Genomic DNA, 15,100 nt, shown 5'->3' with positions numbered 1-15,100 from the left:
ACTGCACATCACTGACCTGAATCAGCTCCCCAGCGGCTTGTCGACATCGTGATAGGTGCCATAGCCGTCGGTGGTCCGCCAGATCACTTTGTGATCGTCATCGATCCACTCCGAGTCGCGGGTCGAGTACTTGAAGTCCTCCGAGCGCCGGTTGTTGCCATCGCCGATATAGTCCGGGTGATAGGGCTTGTCCTTGATCGTCGAGTGATGGGCCCATTCTTCCCCACGGAAATCGAACACGCTCTGGTTGGTCGGCGCATCGCGCTGGCCCCAGTCCGACAGGTAGGTCTGCAACCAGACATAGGCCTCGTCGCCGCCGGGCTTGAGCAGGCCGTCATCCTTGAAGTCCTTGATCTGGTCCCAGTTCTGCATCGACAGCTTGTGCAGCTTGTGTTCCTTGATCGAGCCGAGGATCACCCCCACCAGCGACAGCGCGCCGCTGAACAGGAAACCGGCCGGCCCGAGCCCGCCGATCACCCGCCCGACCGTGCCGAACAGACCGGTCACCCCGGCAATCGAACCCACCAGGCCACTGACACCGCCGGCCACGCCAAGGGCGCCCTGGGCGATCTTGATATCGTCCTTCTCGCGCACGCCGTCGCGAATGGTCAGGGCCCCGCTGGTAATGCCGAGCACGCTGCCGACCACGTCCGCCGTGGCCCCGATGATCTTGATCGCGCTGCCGGCGATACGCTGCCAGCGTGCCGGCTCCTTGATATTGATGCCGCGCTTCTCCACGCCGCTGATAATGCCGTCCCTGACCTTGTCGATATTGTCGTCGCTGAACAGCCCGGCCCCCTTGTTCAGCGCCTTGCCGGCATTCTTGGCGTCGCCATCGAGCATCGAATTGTCGATGGTGTCGAAGATCTTCGACTGGATGTCCTCGCGCTTGAGGTGATCCTTGAGCTTCTCGGCCGCCGCGGCCTTCTGTTCCGGGGTCAGGGCACTGGTGGTGCCGTCGATGCCCGGAACATCGCTGGTCTTGGGTTTCCAGATATCCGGCAGGGACTTGTCCAGGCCGAGCATCTGGCTGGCTTCGGTGCCCGTGAGCTTGTCGTAGATGTTGCCGCCGAGCTTGGCGAAATGGCTGCCGGTACCGAGGAAACCGATGAAGTCACCGGCTATCGCCAGCCGCTGTTGCGGCGTGGCGCCCAGGGTATCGCCCTTGATCAGTTGGTAGACTGCGCGGGCGCCGCTGATGGTGCCGCCGATGGAGCCGAGGATGCCGGCACTGTTGAGGGTGCCCAGGTGTTCGCGAAAGGCCGACTTCTTCGTCGCATCCATCGGCGAGTTGTCGACCACCTTGCTGATGTCCTCGGTGGTGATCTTGCCGTTCTTCTGCCAGATGTCCCCCAGCTCGGTGGCCGCCTTGCCGAAATCACGGGCCGAATCCTTGTCCTTGAGCAGGACTTCCTGGACGAACTTCTCGTAGGTGTTGAGGCCGTTGCGCGGGATATCCACGCCGGTGGTCTTGAGCACGCTGATGGTGGTCAGCGCGACGTCGCGGGTCGCCTGTGCCGTGGCCTCGTCGGAAATCAGGCTGGGGTCCTTCATCAGCTTGTCGATTTCCAGGGTATAACTGTCGACCTGCAGGTCCTTGAGGAACTGATCGGCCCTGGCCGGATCGATGTCCGCCAGGCCCTGGTAGGCCGAACGGATTTCCTCGCCGGCCAGTTCCGTCTTGCCGTCCTTCTGCAGGTCGGCGATGTAGTTGATGAAGTTCTCCGACGAGGTGCTGTCGATCAGCTTCTGGCGGGTTTCGTCGACCTTGGCCTGGCCACCGTCGACCTTGCCCAGGGCCGCGTCGTGATGGGACTTGAGGTCGGCCTGGATGCCCTGGTCGGTGAGCAGGGTGGCGATCTGTTCGTCGATGGCCTTGACGTCGAAAATATTCTCGCGCACGTCGCGGGAGGTGACACCGATGGCGTCCTGGGCATTGCCGAAGTTGCCGAAGCCATGTTCGGGAATGATCGACATGCCGTTGTCGGCCATGTTCTTGGCATCCAGCGCACGGATGAACTTGGCGCGAGGGTCCTCCTTGCCGATGCTGCCGTCTTTCATGCCGGCCCGGTAGTCGTCCACCAGGCTCTTCATGGTCAGGTCCTGCACCGACAGCGGGTTGCCGTCGTCGCCTTTCTCGGTGGTTGCCAGGCCGTCGACGGTGACGTCCTTGAGCGGCGGCAGGCCATGGTCGGTGCGCAACTTGTCGATATCGGTTGTCTGTGCGGCGATATCGTCGCGATAGCCCGAGATCTGGTCGAACATCTGCGGGTTGCTTTCCTGGGATACGACGATCTTCTGCTCGTCGGCGCCGGGCTTGTGGTAGGTGAAGGCGATCAGCCCGGGACCGTAATCACCGGCACCGCCGACGCTCATGATGTCCTCGGTGGACGGCAGGTAGTCGTCGGGGCCGGCGAGGGTGTAGCCGTCGCCCCTGGCCTTCTCGATACCGGCCAGGGTCTGGCCTTTCTCGCTGTACTGGGTAAAGCGGGTGGGGGTGATGTCCTTGCTGACGGTGACGACCTTGTCATCGTTGAGGGTGACCTTGAGCACGCCGTCCGCCGGACTTTCCACTTTCTTGATATCGGTGAGCTTCGCGGCGTCGCCGTCTTCACGCACCAGCCCCTGGTTCGGGTCGGCCAGCGCGCCCTTGATCAGGTCGCCGGCCGGCGTGCCTTCGGTGGCGGCCAGGCCGTGCAGCAGGTTGTAGTCGGCCGGGTTCGCCGCGCCGCTCATCATGTACTTATGCCCGGCATCTTCGAAGAAGATCACGCCGGTCTCGGGGGCCTGGGAGTCGACCTTCAAGTGGTCGCCCTTGAAGTCGCCCGGCAGGCTGCTGATTTCCTCGTAGCCCTTGGCCTTGCCTTCGGCCAGGGTGTCCTTGACCTTGCCGATGGCCGTGTAGGTCTCGAAGGCATCGGGGGTGATGCCTTCGGCCACCACCTGCACCCGGCCGTCCTTGAGAGTGACCTCCAGGACGCCCTCGGCAGCGGGCTCCACCGCTTCGATCGCGTCGAAGCCGATCCCGGCCTCGTCCTTGCGCAGCAGTTGCTTGTCGGGATCGGAGAAGCTTTCGGCGATGACCTTGTAGGCCGGTGTGCCCTGGGCGGCGTTGACGGTGTGCAGGAAGTCGTAGAGCTGGGTGCCGTGGTCCGGGCCCTGGCCGGGGCGTTCGGTGACGGCATGGCCGAAACGCAGGTTGTCGGTGATGTCGTAGCCGCCCTGGGCCTCTGCCGCGGCGGACTGGCTGATCCTGTACTTGTTGCCCTCATGCTCGAAGTAGATCACCCCGGCCGTGGCGTCCTCGGAAACGATCTTCAGTTTGCTGAAATCCAGGGGCTCGGGCAGGGCGGTAATGTCCGTGTACTGTTTGGCCTGTTCGTCACTGAGTTTTTCAGTGGAGGGTTTTTCCGTGGCCGGTTTGCCCGGCACCGGCTTGTGCTCGGCGGCGAGGACCTTGAAGTGCTTCTGCGGACCTTCGTCCGGGGCCTCGCCGGCGTTGCGTGCCAGGTTCTTAACCTTGTCGACCAGGCTGTCGAAGACACTGGGGGTTCTTGAGGAGGATTCGGCGGGAACCGTCGAGGGCTTGTCGAGTTTGATCATGGCGAAGTCCGTGCTAGAGAGGTCCGAGGCAGTTGGCGTTCCAGAAGGGGGCTTCTGGTCGGGGGCGCACAGTCGGCCCACGGCAGGGCCTGGCGGAGGTCCGCGGGGTTGCTGCTCCTGGGCGCAGGCGTGCTGCTTCGGCGATGGTAGGTGCTGGAGGAGCCGGCGGGCGGGTTTCTTGGCAACTTCTCACAACGTTTCACGGCTGTGAAATACGCCTGTCAAGAAACCCTGGGCGCAGGACGGATGAAGGGAGATCCGTGGTGGCTTCTTCGCGGGCAAGCCCGCTCCCACAGGCAGTCCGCGCTTAACTTGTGGGAGCGGGCTTGCCCGCGAAAGGCCCCTTGAGACCAGGCCTCAGTAATTGGCCAGACGCAGACGCGGTTCGTCGAGTTGCGCCAGGTCGAGATTGATCCGCGCGATCCAGAACCGCGCGCCCTGCCGGGTCGCCTCGGCGAGCGCCTGGTACAGCAACGAATGGGCCAGGGCGTTGGCGGTGGCGCTGTTCTGCGCCGCGCACAGGCGGGCCTTGAGCCGCAGCAGTTCCGGCAGATACCAGCGCTCGTGACGCCCCTGGGTCAGTTGCAGGGTTTCCTCCAGCACTTCGAGCCCGGCGTTGCCCAGGCCGATGGCAGCCAGGCCAAGGGCGTATTCGCCCTGGAAAAAGCTGAACAACGGGCTGTCCGCCTGCAGGCGCAGCAAGCGCAGTGCTTCGCCGAGCTGGCGCACACCGCGTTCCGGGTGGTCCTGGCGAATCAGCAGGACGCTTTCGAAACAGTCGCCGAACAGCCGCCAGATATGCAGGTCGTGCTGGGTCGTGCTGTCCTGCAGCAGACTCAGGTAGCAGGCGGCGCTGGGCAGGTTGTCGGTCAGCAGGGCAATCGGCAGGGTGCTCATGCAGAGGGTGTACCAGAGCGTCGCCGGATGATTGAGTTTCAAGGCCTTTTCGACATTGCTGTCGATGGTGAACAACGCCTCGTCGACCTGGCCCTCGAGCAGCGAGACGTTGGCCTTCAGGCAATAAGCGGCGATGCGCTGGTCGAAATGCGCTTCGATGACGTCCGAATGCGAGGCGCAGGGCGCACTGATCGCCTCGTCGATATTCTGCCGCGCACCGGGCAGGTCGGCCATGTAGAACAACGCCGTGGCGCGCATGCGCTTGCCCAGCAACGGATAGTCGACGACCCGCTCCTGTTCCGCCAGCAGGTTGTAGCGTTCCGCCAGCTCCAGCGCCTCGCGGTACTGGTTGGCGGCGCAGCGATCGGACCACAATCCCCACAGAGCCTTGAGCTTGTGCTCGGTGTCGCCGAGGACCAGGGCGTCCTCGCGTACCCGCCGCCAGGCCTCGCGCACCGGTTCGCCGGCGCCGTAGGTGAGCATCAGCACGGTGGCCAGCGCGGTCATCAGTTGCATCCGGCGACGAATCGCCAGGTCGTCGGCCCCGGCGTTTTCCTCCAGGCCGCGCTCGACCTGGACCCGACACTCATTGAGCAGGCCCAGGCGCAACCACAGGGGCACCGCCACCAGCGTGATTTCAACGGCCAGCAGGTGCTCGGCAGCGCCGTGGGCCCAGTCGAGGGCACTGCGCAACGCGTTGATTTCCGGACCGTACAGGGCAATCCAGGCGGCGGGTGAAAGGCTATCGAGCTTCTGCCCGGCCTCGGCCAGCAGTTGCCGGGTAAAGAGCGCGTGGCGCTTGTGCACCTGCCTGGCCTCGTCATGTTCGGCAAGCTTCTCCAGCGCATAGACCCGCGTGGTTTCCAGCAGGCGGTAACGCTTGACGGCTTCATCTTCGCGGGCACTGAGCAGGGATTTGTCCATCAGGCTTTCCAGCAGCGGCAGGGCGTTGTGCGCTTCCAGTCCTTGCTGGCCGATCACCGCCCGCACCGCCGCGAGGGTGAAGGCGCCGGTAAACACGGCCAGTTGCCGCAACATGCCTTGTTCGGCCGCGCTGAGAATCGAATAGGTCCAGTCCAGCGCGGCACTGAGGCTGCGGTGGCGGGGCATGGCGGTGCGGCGGCCGGTCATCAGCAGGCGGAAACTGCCGTCGAGCAGGTTCACCAGGTCCGGGATGCCAAAGGCCCGGACCCGCGCGGCGGCGATCTCGATCGCCAGCGGGCTGCTGTCGAGTTTGCGGCAGATGGCGCACACCGCCGCGACGTCGGCATCGTTGAGGACGAAGCCGGGATCGTGGGCCTGGACCCGCTCGACAAACAGCTGGATCGCCGGGTAGGCCAGGGCCTGCGCGGCATCCAGGTCGCTGTCCGGCGCCGGCAGCGGCAGCGAGTCGAGAACCTGCACCGATTCCCCGGTAGCCCGCAGGGGCTCGCGGCTGGTGGTCAGCACGCAGCAGTGGGGCGCCTGACGCAACAGCAGTTCGATCAGCCCGGCAACGGTTTCCAGGACGTGCTCGCAGTTGTCGAAGACCAGCAACAGGCGACTGCTGTTCAGGGCACTGACCACGCCCTGCAGCGGGTCCTCGGCCATCGCGTTGAGGTGCAGGGCCGAGGCCAGCATGCCGGGAATCAGGTGCGGCGCGGTCACCGGCGCCAGGTCGATGAAGCAGCTGCCCTGGGGGAACTCGTCGGCCAGGGCATTGGCTACGGCCAGGGCGACGGTGGTCTTGCCGATGCCGCCGGGGCCGGTCAGGGTCACGAAACGCCGGCTGACCACCTGGGCGCAGAGCTCGCGGATCATCTCGTCGCGACCGATGACCGGCGTCATCAACCCGGGCAGTTCGGATTTCACTTCCGATTTCGCTTCGACCACTGTGGGACTGTCGTCGACGCCGGTGTGCCGGCTGCCGCCATACTGGGTAATGGGCGCGACAAACCGATACCCGCGACCCGGCACCGTCGAGATATAGCCGAAGTTGCCGTCATCGCCGAGGGCGCGCCGCAGGGCGACGATCTGTGCTCGCAGGTTGCATTCCTCGACGACCATCTTCGGCCAGGCGAACGCGATCAGCTCGGTCTTCTCCAGCAACTCTCCCGCTCGCTCGACCATGGCGATCAGCAAGGCCAGGGCCCGGCTGCCCAGGGTGACCGGCTCGCCATCTTTCAACAGCAGATGCTGTCGCGCCAGCAAGGTGAAGGGACCGAAACAGATCGCTCCTTGCTGTTGCACGTGGCTGAGGGGAATGACGTCCATGTTTACAGGGCTGCTGTTGCTCAACTTCATGTGGGCACCGTTTATTGAGTTTTTCGGCAATCAGGCGCTTGCCTTTGTTGGTACTTGGCATGGTGTACAGGGCGCAGGACACGCCCAAGAGTCAGCTCAGCAGGCTTCATTTATATGAATGTGTTCATGCTACGCAGGCGCATGGAGCCGCTGAGGCGGATCGATCGGCTAGACGGGCGGACGGCCCGACGAAGGCGAATCGTTGCCGCAGGATCGGCGCGGCAGGCGGGGTGGAGAGGCCACAAACCTGCGAGAGGCGGGCGGCTGCAACAAGGAAACGGACAGGTGGCGTATTACTGGAATCAGTGTGCTCATCGTCTTACCCTCCATGGGCGGATCCAGTTCGTCGAGGCCGGTTTTCGACCTTTGCCGGGGCAGTGCCAGGGTGGCAACAACGGGATCGCCGTGAGATGTTGGACCATTAGGAGTCATGATCAACACCTTCGTTCCGCACAATCAATCGGCTTTTCCAGTTCTGCTGAAGCAGTCGGCCGAGGGCTTGCAACGGAGTTTTTTGTTTGGGTTGGAAGAAAGCAGGTTGTGTGCCATTGCGTAAAAACATGTATCAAAAAAGTAACAATATGAAATTTAAAGTAATAGTTTCACGGGTGTGAAGCGTTGAATATTTTTTCGTTCGGGAGTCCGAATCGAACAAATGATTCGTGTTCGGAAAACCGACTGCCTGATGGACAACAACCTTCGAAAACGGTTGCCAGGCCGCCCGGCGGCCCGCGGAACAAGATGTCGGGTTTGTGAGCCGTGTCTCATTCGGATTCGCGGGTCGCAGGCAGCAACCGATCAGGCGAGCGGTTTTTTCAGCTCAGGGGAACACCTTCAATTCCTGGAAATTGCGTCCGACAAAGGTCAGCATATTTTCCGAACCACTGGTCCAGAAGTCGTAGTTGTGCTCACCGGGACGGGTCGAGAAGCGATTGGGCACCCCCAGCTTGTTCATTTCCGCATGCAGGACGCTGTTGCCGGTGAAGAACCGGTCGTCGGTGCCGCAGTCCAGGTAGTAGCGGGTCTTCCTGATGTCCTCGACCGGCAGGGTCTTGAGCAGGTTCAGCGCGTTGTAGGCCAGGTAGTGCGGGTTGATGCGTGCCTGGCCTTGCAGACCGACGCCCCAGCCATGGCCGTAGCGCCGTTCGTAACCGGCGGTGTCCATGTCGATGATCTGCTCGTCGGTGCGTAGCGCCGCACTCATCACGGCGACGGCACCAAAGCTGTCGGGATGCTTGAAGGCATAGATCAGCGAGCCGAAGCCACCCATGGACAGGCCGCCGATGGCGCGGAAGCGTTTCTCCTTGAGCACCCGGTATTTCTTCTCGATATCGGGCATGAACTCGTTGAAGAACATGTCCTCCCAGCGAAACTGCCCGTCGGCGTCGTTCATGTAGAAGGTGGCGTACTGGTTGGCCTCGTTGCGCAAGGCATCCGGGGTGACCACGATCATTGCCGGGATCTTGCCCGCGCGGATCAGCCGATCCAGCAGGTTGCCCAGGTTGTCCTGCATGAACCAGTCGTTGTAGCGCCCGTCATCGCCGCCGTGCAGCAGGTAGAGGATCGGGTAGGAACGCGTCGACTGCTGGTAGTCCGGTGGCAGGTAGACGGTGTATTTGACGTCCTTGGAAAGGATCTTGCTCTTGATCGATGAGGTGTCATCGATGGTGCCCATGTCCGCCCGGGCCGGTGCGATACCGCACAGCAGCAACAGGCTCAGGAGCAGGCCGGCCAGTACGGCCTTGGCCGGCGTGCGGGGGCGGGAGTTTTCGTCGAACCACGCAAGTTGCATAACACGCTCTCCGTTCAAGGGAATGACGGCAACGATGGGTCTCGTGCCGCTGGCAGGGGTCGCAGGTTCCACGCCAGTGTCGGATCGCGCTGTGGGGATAAACGATGTCGGTGCCGCGTTCGGTCAATCGGCAAAGCCCCCGGGCGGCCAGCGGGCGGCAGGGAGTGGGCGAAGGCTTGCCGGGCCGTTCCGGCATTCGGTCAGGTCGCCGGCCACGACGGGCCGGGCAGGGCACCGGCAATACGCCGGCGTTGCCCGGAGCTGCGCCATTGTGTAGCAAGGTAGCAGCTCTTGGCCTCGACGGCTCCGGGCCGCATCCCGTCGCTCAGGCCACGGCACGACCTGTGGTGGCGTCCCTGGCCGCACCGGGCTGGCCGATCAGCAGGTCTTCGAAGAAGCCGCCAACCGGTTCGGTGGGATGGCTCAGCTGGATTTCCAGGACCCAGACCATTTCGCTGGGGACGATCTCGATATCCGCCAGGTTGGCCGGGCCGTGCAAGGCATGGGGAAAGTCGGACAACCGATGGCCGGCGATATTGCGTTCCAGCACCCAGCCCCTGGCGGCCGCGTTGGCTTCGGCGAAGTCATACAGGCCGCGACCGCTGAGGCCATTGCACCAGGCCTCGCGGCTCTCCTCGAAGACCTCGTGCAAGGCTTGCACGCAGGCCTGGTGCAACGGGTGCTCACCGAAGACAAAGGTGTCGCCGTAGTCGCCTTCGTAACCGTCCCAGACCGGACCGAGGTCGACCACGGCGATATCGCTCGCTTGCAGGCGGCGTTGCAGGTCGACGCCCTTGCGCGGGACATGCACGGTGTCCGGACCAAAACGCACGTAGGTCGGGTGCCAGGTATGGGAGGCGCCCATGGCCTGCAGGTGCTGGTTGGCCATTTCCAGGGCTTCGGCGGTGGTCATGCCGACCCTGAGCTTGCTGGCGATCTGCGCCAGGGCCCGCATCGACTGTGCACGGGCGGCGAGCATACCGTCCAGCGAGTAACGCGGGCCGACCTTTTCCCAGACCGGGTCCAGCGGCTTGAGCAGGCGGACATTGCCCAGGCTGCCGCTGGGCACGAAGGCCTCGGCGACAAAACGCTGCTCCGGCAAGCCGGCGGCCAGGCACTGTCCGCGCACGTCGGCGATCATCCGGCTGTTGCCGCAGGCGTAGACCTGGGCGTCCGCCCAGCGATGGGGGTGCTGCAGGGCCGCTTCCTGCAAGCGGGCCTGCGTCGACAGTACCGGGAACCAGCGCAGCCGCGGCTGGGCGGCACAGGCGGCATCGAGGAATTCCCGATCATAGAAGTCCGCCACTTGGGCACCGCCCCAGTACAGGCTGACGTCGGCACCTTCGGCCAGGGCCATCAGCAGCAGTGGCTTGATCCCGGCGTAGCCGGTGCCGGTGGCGAACAGCAGCACCGGGCGTTCACCGTCGGGTTGCCAGGTACAGGCGCCGAACGGGCCTTCCAGGTTCAAGCGCTGGCCACCTTGCAGGGCCTCGAGGATGCCCTCGGAAAACACCCCGCCGGGCACCCGGCGAATATGGAAGACCAGTCGGCCCTGCTCCAGTTGCGGCAGGTTGGCCACGGAAAAGCAGCGGCTGTCGCCGTCGGCCAGGCGGAACTTGAAATACTGGCCGGCCCGTACCTGCAGATCGTCGGTTTCGGGCTGCAGCACCAATTCGACGATATCGTCGCTCAGTGCCCGCTTGCCGGCGACCACGGCACTGATTTCCAGGGTCGGCGTGTCCAGCGACCAGCCAGGGATCGCCAGGCGCATATCGGCACAGGCATGGCTCTGGCACAGCAGCATTTCATCCGCGGCCAGCGGGTAGGAGGGCGCCGGTTCGTTCGCACCGAGCATCTTGCCCCGGTGCTGGCCGTCGAGCACCTTGACCTTGCAGGAGCCGCAGGCACCACGGCGACAGGAGAACGGCACCGGCAAGCCGCTGGCGAGCATGGCATCGAGCAGCAACTCGTCGCCGGCACTGAAGGTTTTGCCCGAAGGCGACAGCTCGATGACATGGCGATGTTCGTTCATAAGGACCTCGGCGCGGATAAGGTCCTCATTGTTGCGATAGACTAGGACCATGAGAACCTCCAGTTTTGGATAATTCAGATGGTCCAGCTACGTAAATGGCGCCCCTTGCTCAACCTCGATGCCAGCCAGGGCCAGGCGTCCTACCGCAAGATTGTCGAAGGCCTGGTCACGGCAATCCGCGAGGGGCGGCTGGCCCCCGGCAGCCTCTTGCCGGGCACCCGGGAAATGGCGCAACTGCTCGACGTCAACCGCAAGACAGTGATCCTCGCCTATGAGGAGGCCATCACCAAGGGCTGGCTGGTCAGCGAGACGCGCCGGGGCACTTTCGTCAACACGCAGCTGGAAACCCCGCCGTCGAGTCGCGACGTGCCGCAGGATTTCGTCCCGCGCCTGCTCTCGGAGCCGACGGTGCCGTACCTGACCCCGGGCCCGCGGGACAGGGCGATGCAACGGTTGCCCGAGGCCCTGTTCTTCGACAATGGCGCCTCCGATCATCGATTGCTGCCCCAGGCGGTGCTACATCGCTATTATCGCAATTCTCTACGCGACACCTTTACCTCCAACACCGTACGCCATGGCAGCGAGGGCACCGGTTACCTGTTGCGCGCGGCATTGGCCGATATGCTGCGCAACAATCGCGGCCTGTCGGTGACGGCGGAGAATATCTGCCTGACCCAGGGTGTGCAGATGTCGCTGTACCTGGCGGCCAGTGCATTGATCAAGCCGGGTGACGTGGTAGTGGTGGAGCGCCTGAGTTATCCGCCGGCCTGGGCGATCTTCCGGGCCCTGGGGGCACGACTGGTTACCGTCGATATCGACGACGAAGGCTGCCAGGTCGAGCAGCTCGACGGCCTGTGCCAACTGCACCGGGTCCGGATGATCTACCTGACACCCCATCACCAGTTCCCGACCACGGTCAGCCTGCGCGCCGAGCGTCGACAGAAGCTGTTGGCCCTGGCCCAGCGCCACGATTTCTGTGTGATCGAGGAAGACTACGATCATGAGTACCATTTCGAGGGCCGGCCCTACCTGCCGCTCGCCAGCGATACCCGGCAACGCCATGTGATCTATATCGGTTCGCTGTCCAAGCCCCTGGGCTCGACCTTTCGCTGCAGCTACGTGGTGGCGCCGGTCAATGTGATCGAGGTGCTCAACCGCAGCGCCACCCTGATCCTGTCCCAGGGCGATGCGGTGATGCAGAAGATGCTCGCCGACCTGATCAATGACGGCGAACTGAAGAAGCACCTGCGGCGGGTCTCGAAGACCTATCGCCAGCGCCGCGAAACCTTGCAGGAATGCCTGGCGGCAGCGTTTGGCGAGCGTATCGCCATCCGTAAACCGGAAGGTGGGCTGGCGCTGTGGGTCGGTTTTGACAAGAGCCTTGATGTCGACCGGCTGGTGGTGGACGCCCTGGAACACAACCTGGTGGTGCGCAGCGGTCGCCTGTTTTCACCGATGGACCAGCCGGAGAATGCCTTGCGCCTGGGGTTCGCCTCGTTGAACCAGGATGAAATCCACCGGGCCGTGCAACGCCTGGCACAGGCTGGCAGGGGGGCGTCGGGATGACCGCGCCGAGACCAGGCCCTGGCCGCCGCTCCAAAGGAAGGGCGGCCAGATCACCTCAAGGTCAAGGTTGCAGCAGGATCGCTTCGGCCAGGTCCTGGTCACTGGCCCGCAGGCCCGGATGTTCCTGGCGGATCTGCTTCAGGGCCGCTTCCAGGTAGGCACCGCGAATCGCGCCGCCGCTGGCAATGAAGCTGGAGGCGTCATCGTGGGAAGGCGCCACCATCTTCTTGTCCTTCTTGAAGGTGGAATAGAGCGAGGCGGACACCCCGGCCGAGGTCGCCACATCGCCCGCATCGACCCCGGCCACGGCATAGCCGGCGGGGAGCAAGAGGGCAACGGAAAGAACCAGCACTGCGCTACGCATGATCCTGCACTCCTGAAAAGAGGGAGGTTTCCCTCAGTAGAGCGTAGTTGCTGGCCACTGGCGGGGGTTGCCCGCTTATCGGACACGGCCCGTCAGGGTTGCAGGGATTTCCAGGCGGCCTCGGCCAGTTCACTGCGGTAGGTTCGCGGGGAGCTCTGCACGCGCCCGGCCAGCCAGGCCCGGCAGTAGTTCTCCGCCGGGCCGACAATCAGCGACAGCAGCAGCTCCCTCGGCACGCCGCTGACCTCATCCGCGTCGCGGGTGGCGCCCAGCCAGTCGCGCAATTGCCGGTTGCGGGCCTTGTTACGGGTAGCCAGCTCCTCGGCGAAAGGGCCCTTGCTCACGACAAAGCGTGCCTGGAACTGAAAACGCGCCCACTGCGGCTGTTCGTCGACCCAGTCCACATAGCTGTAGACCAGTCCCTGCAGCACTTCCTTCAGTGTCCGGGCCTCGGCCAGGAAGGTTTCGCGCAGCCGCGCCTGGTCTTCCAGCGCGGTGAAGAACAGCGCGGCCACCAGTCCTTCCTTGTTGCCGAAATGGTGGTAGATCGCACCCACGCTGGTATCGCAGGCGGCACGGATGGTTTCGATGGTGCTGGCTTCGATGCCCTGTTCGTTGAAGCACGACAGGGCCTGGCGCAGGATCGCCCGTTTCAGTTCGGCCCTGCGGCCCGGGTAGCAGCGTTCCAGCAGATCGGGGTTTTCCATGGGCAATAACCTGACCGTTCGCAAAGGGGCCCCTGGGCCCGGTTCAAGAATGGCCTAGCTTGACAGTTTTTCCGCTAACAGAATATTGTTCTTTTACAGAATATTATTCTTTAAAGCCATTCACCCACCAAGAAGGTCACAAAATGAGCCAGTTCCTGAGCATGTTCACCGCTGCCGGTCCGGAAAAATTCAGCCAGATGGCCTGTCAGATGGCACCGTACTTCAGCACCATCAATCCCTTGATCAGCGAGTTGCGTGCCGGACATTCGGTGGTGCAGGTGCCGTTCCGCCGGGAAATCACCAACCACCTGGGCACGGTCCACGCCATTGCCCTGTGCAACGCCGCCGAACTGGCGGCTGGGGTGATGACCGATGTGTCGATTCCCGAAGGCGCGCGCTGGATTCCCAAGGGCATGAGCGTCGAATACCTGGCCAAGGCCAAGACCGACGTGCGCACTGTCGCCGACGGCAGCGCGGTGGACTGGCAAACGCCGGGGGACAAGGTGGTGGCCGTCGAGACGTTCGACGAGGCGGGCGTGAAGGTGTTTGCCGCGCAGATCACCATGAACGTCAAGCTGGCCTGAGCCTGTCGCGGTGTCGAAGGGTACATGGGCAGCGCCCGTGCTCATGTGCCATTTTGTCGCACCAACCGACGCAGGCCGGGTGACAGTGTTAAATTGCCTGCCCATGACCTCCTTTCTTCCCCATCGAACCTTCAGGCGCCACGCCGGAGCCTGGCTGAGCCTGCTCGCCATGCTGCTGGTGTTCGCCGGGCCGTTGATCGGGCAGGGGGCGGGCCAGGCCCATGGCCCGCAGGTGGACCTGAGCGATATCTGCGGCGATCTGCCAGAGGGCTACGTCGCCGGCGCCGACCTGGCGTCCCAACGCAGTACCGATCCGGCCCCCCACCATATCCAGCTCTGGGAAAAGTGCGGCTACTGCTCGCTGCTGTTCCAGCATCCGGCGCTGGCTGACTCCCATGCCACCCTGGGTTACCTGGGCATCCGACCGATCAGCTTCCCGGCCCTGACATTCACTGCGCAACAGGCCGCCGCGCCGATCTTTCCAGGCTCCCGCTCCCGGGCGCCACCGCAGTTGCGCGCCTGACCTTCATTGCCAATCGCTGTCGGCGCCCGACCTCGAACGCTCCTCGCCGGAGTTCCCGCGTCACGACAGCTTGCGTTGCATACCTGCGTTACAAAAAGGCTACCTAGAGGGCCCTTTACATGAATGAGTTACTGACTCGCCGCCAGGTCGTTGCCGGCCTCGGGCTCCTGAGTCTTGGATTGCTGGCCGGTTGCGACAGCTCGCCCAAACTGTCGTACAAGTACGGCAAGGACCTGGGCGACGAAATCCTCGGGCGCAAGTTCAAGCTCAAGGACACCCAGGGCAACGTCACCATGCTCGGCAGCTTCGGCGGGATGATGCCGATGATCTTCTTCGGCTTCACCCAGTGTCCCGCCGTGTGTCCCACGGCACTGGCCCGTGCCGCCCGCGCCAAAAAACTGATGGGCCCCGATGGCGACCGCTTGCAGGTGGTGTTCATCACCGTCGATCCGGAGCGCGACACCCCCCAGGTGCTCGACGCCTACGTCAAGGCCTTCGACCCGAGCTTCGTCGCCCTGTACGGCACCCTGGAGGAAACCGCGCAGACGGCCAAGGAGTTCAAGGTGTTCTACGAGAAGATCCCTGCGGGCTCGACCTACACCATGTCCCATACCGCTACCAGCTTTGTCTACGACACCCGCGGCCAACTGCGCCTGGGGCTGTCGCCGTCGTTGTCGGCCCAGCAATGCGCGGACGACCTGCTCACGGTCATGTCAGTCTGCTGACCGACTCTAGAATCATTCGAGATA

General features: G+C 63.8%; 11 protein-coding genes. 5 read left to right on the top strand and 6 right to left on the bottom strand.

Annotation, left to right across the window (positions count from 1 at the left end; genetic code table 11):
* Positions 1 to 21: 21 nt before the first annotated feature.
* Together KI243_RS16185 and KI243_RS16180 are read right to left on the bottom strand one after the other, a co-directional pair.
* Entirely contained in the window at positions 22 to 3,603 is a 3,582-nt protein-coding gene (locus tag KI243_RS16185) for a hypothetical protein (protein ID WP_212809304.1), read from the bottom strand.
* A gap of 357 nt (positions 3,604 to 3,960) precedes the next feature.
* On the bottom strand, positions 3,961 to 6,753 hold the full coding sequence (locus KI243_RS16180) for a winged helix-turn-helix domain-containing protein (protein WP_212809302.1): 2,793 nt from the start codon (positions 6,751 to 6,753) through the stop codon (positions 3,961 to 3,963).
* Here KI243_RS16180 and KI243_RS16175 point away from each other — a divergent pair.
* The gene (locus tag KI243_RS16175; protein ID WP_158683262.1) at positions 6,752 to 6,901 is read left to right on the top strand and encodes a hypothetical protein; all 150 of its coding nucleotides are present in this window, start codon (positions 6,752 to 6,754) and stop codon (positions 6,899 to 6,901) included. The two genes, KI243_RS16180 and KI243_RS16175, sit on opposite strands and share 2 nt — an antisense overlap.
* A gap of 702 nt (positions 6,902 to 7,603) precedes the next feature.
* Here the strand turns inward: KI243_RS16175 and KI243_RS16170 are convergent.
* Together KI243_RS16170 and KI243_RS16165 are read right to left on the bottom strand one after the other, a co-directional pair.
* Positions 7,604 to 8,575, bottom strand: coding sequence for an alpha/beta hydrolase family protein (locus tag KI243_RS16170; RefSeq protein WP_017128402.1), 972 nt, complete (start codon positions 8,573 to 8,575; stop codon positions 7,604 to 7,606).
* Positions 8,576 to 8,900: 325 nt separating this feature from the next.
* The gene (locus tag KI243_RS16165; RefSeq protein WP_212811213.1) at positions 8,901 to 10,685 is read right to left on the bottom strand and encodes an NAD(P)H dependent flavin oxidoreductase family protein; all 1,785 of its coding nucleotides are present in this window, start codon (positions 10,683 to 10,685) and stop codon (positions 8,901 to 8,903) included.
* On the opposite strand from KI243_RS16165, the gene KI243_RS16160 reads away from it, so the two are divergent.
* Positions 10,686 to 12,173 (top strand): PLP-dependent aminotransferase family protein, encoded by a 1,488-nt coding sequence (locus KI243_RS16160; protein WP_212809300.1) that lies wholly within the window; start codon positions 10,686 to 10,688, stop codon positions 12,171 to 12,173. It abuts the gene before it with no gap.
* Between the two features lie 61 nt (positions 12,174 to 12,234).
* Here the strand turns inward: KI243_RS16160 and KI243_RS16155 are convergent, their stop codons facing one another.
* Together KI243_RS16155 and KI243_RS16150 are read right to left on the bottom strand one after the other, a co-directional pair.
* Positions 12,235 to 12,537 (bottom strand): DUF2388 domain-containing protein, encoded by a 303-nt coding sequence (locus KI243_RS16155; protein ID WP_103032922.1) that lies wholly within the window; start codon positions 12,535 to 12,537, stop codon positions 12,235 to 12,237.
* Between the two features lie 92 nt (positions 12,538 to 12,629).
* On the bottom strand, positions 12,630 to 13,244 hold the full coding sequence (locus KI243_RS16150; protein WP_017128398.1) for a TetR/AcrR family transcriptional regulator: 615 nt from the start codon (positions 13,242 to 13,244) through the stop codon (positions 12,630 to 12,632).
* Positions 13,245 to 13,387: 143 nt separating this feature from the next.
* Between KI243_RS16150 and KI243_RS16145 the strand changes: the two genes are divergently transcribed.
* The 3 genes from KI243_RS16145 to KI243_RS16135 all read left to right on the top strand — a co-directional run bounded on the left by KI243_RS16145 (position 13,388) and on the right by KI243_RS16135 (position 15,076).
* Positions 13,388 to 13,828, top strand: a complete 441-nt coding sequence (locus tag KI243_RS16145) for a hotdog fold domain-containing protein (RefSeq protein WP_017128397.1) — start codon at positions 13,388 to 13,390, stop codon at positions 13,826 to 13,828.
* Between the two features lie 103 nt (positions 13,829 to 13,931).
* Complete coding sequence (locus KI243_RS16140; protein ID WP_177082557.1) at positions 13,932 to 14,351, top strand: DUF2946 domain-containing protein; 420 nt, start codon at positions 13,932 to 13,934, stop codon at positions 14,349 to 14,351.
* A 119-nt stretch (positions 14,352 to 14,470) separates the two neighbouring features.
* Positions 14,471 to 15,076, top strand: a complete 606-nt coding sequence (locus tag KI243_RS16135) for an SCO family protein (RefSeq protein ID WP_212809298.1) — start codon at positions 14,471 to 14,473, stop codon at positions 15,074 to 15,076.
* The last annotated feature ends 24 nt before the right edge of the window (positions 15,077 to 15,100 follow it).

The sequence above is a fragment of the Pseudomonas sp. Ost2 genome (genome assembly GCF_018326065.1).
Taxonomy (GTDB): Bacteria; Pseudomonadota; Gammaproteobacteria; order Pseudomonadales; family Pseudomonadaceae; genus Aquipseudomonas; species Aquipseudomonas gingeri.
Note: the sequence above shows the minus strand (reverse complement) of the source record. Positions and strands in the feature narration are given on the sequence as shown.

Coding starts and splice junctions, on each gene's coding strand:
- KI243_RS16140 (WP_177082557.1), top strand. CDS start 13,932: ATGACCTCCTTTCTTCCCCATCGAACCTTCAGGCGCCACGCCGGAGCC.
- KI243_RS16185 (WP_212809304.1), bottom strand. CDS start 3,603: ATGATCAAACTCGACAAGCCCTCGACGGTTCCCGCCGAATCCTCCTCA.
- KI243_RS16160 (WP_212809300.1), top strand. CDS start 10,686: ATGGTCCAGCTACGTAAATGGCGCCCCTTGCTCAACCTCGATGCCAGC.
- KI243_RS16135 (WP_212809298.1), top strand. CDS start 14,471: ATGAATGAGTTACTGACTCGCCGCCAGGTCGTTGCCGGCCTCGGGCTC.
- KI243_RS16180 (WP_212809302.1), bottom strand. CDS start 6,753: ATGGACGTCATTCCCCTCAGCCACGTGCAACAGCAAGGAGCGATCTGT.
- KI243_RS16175 (WP_158683262.1), top strand. CDS start 6,752: ATGTTTACAGGGCTGCTGTTGCTCAACTTCATGTGGGCACCGTTTATT.
- KI243_RS16170 (WP_017128402.1), bottom strand. CDS start 8,575: ATGCAACTTGCGTGGTTCGACGAAAACTCCCGCCCCCGCACGCCGGCC.
- KI243_RS16145 (WP_017128397.1), top strand. CDS start 13,388: ATGAGCCAGTTCCTGAGCATGTTCACCGCTGCCGGTCCGGAAAAATTC.
- KI243_RS16150 (WP_017128398.1), bottom strand. CDS start 13,244: ATGGAAAACCCCGATCTGCTGGAACGCTGCTACCCGGGCCGCAGGGCC.
- KI243_RS16155 (WP_103032922.1), bottom strand. CDS start 12,537: ATGCGTAGCGCAGTGCTGGTTCTTTCCGTTGCCCTCTTGCTCCCCGCC.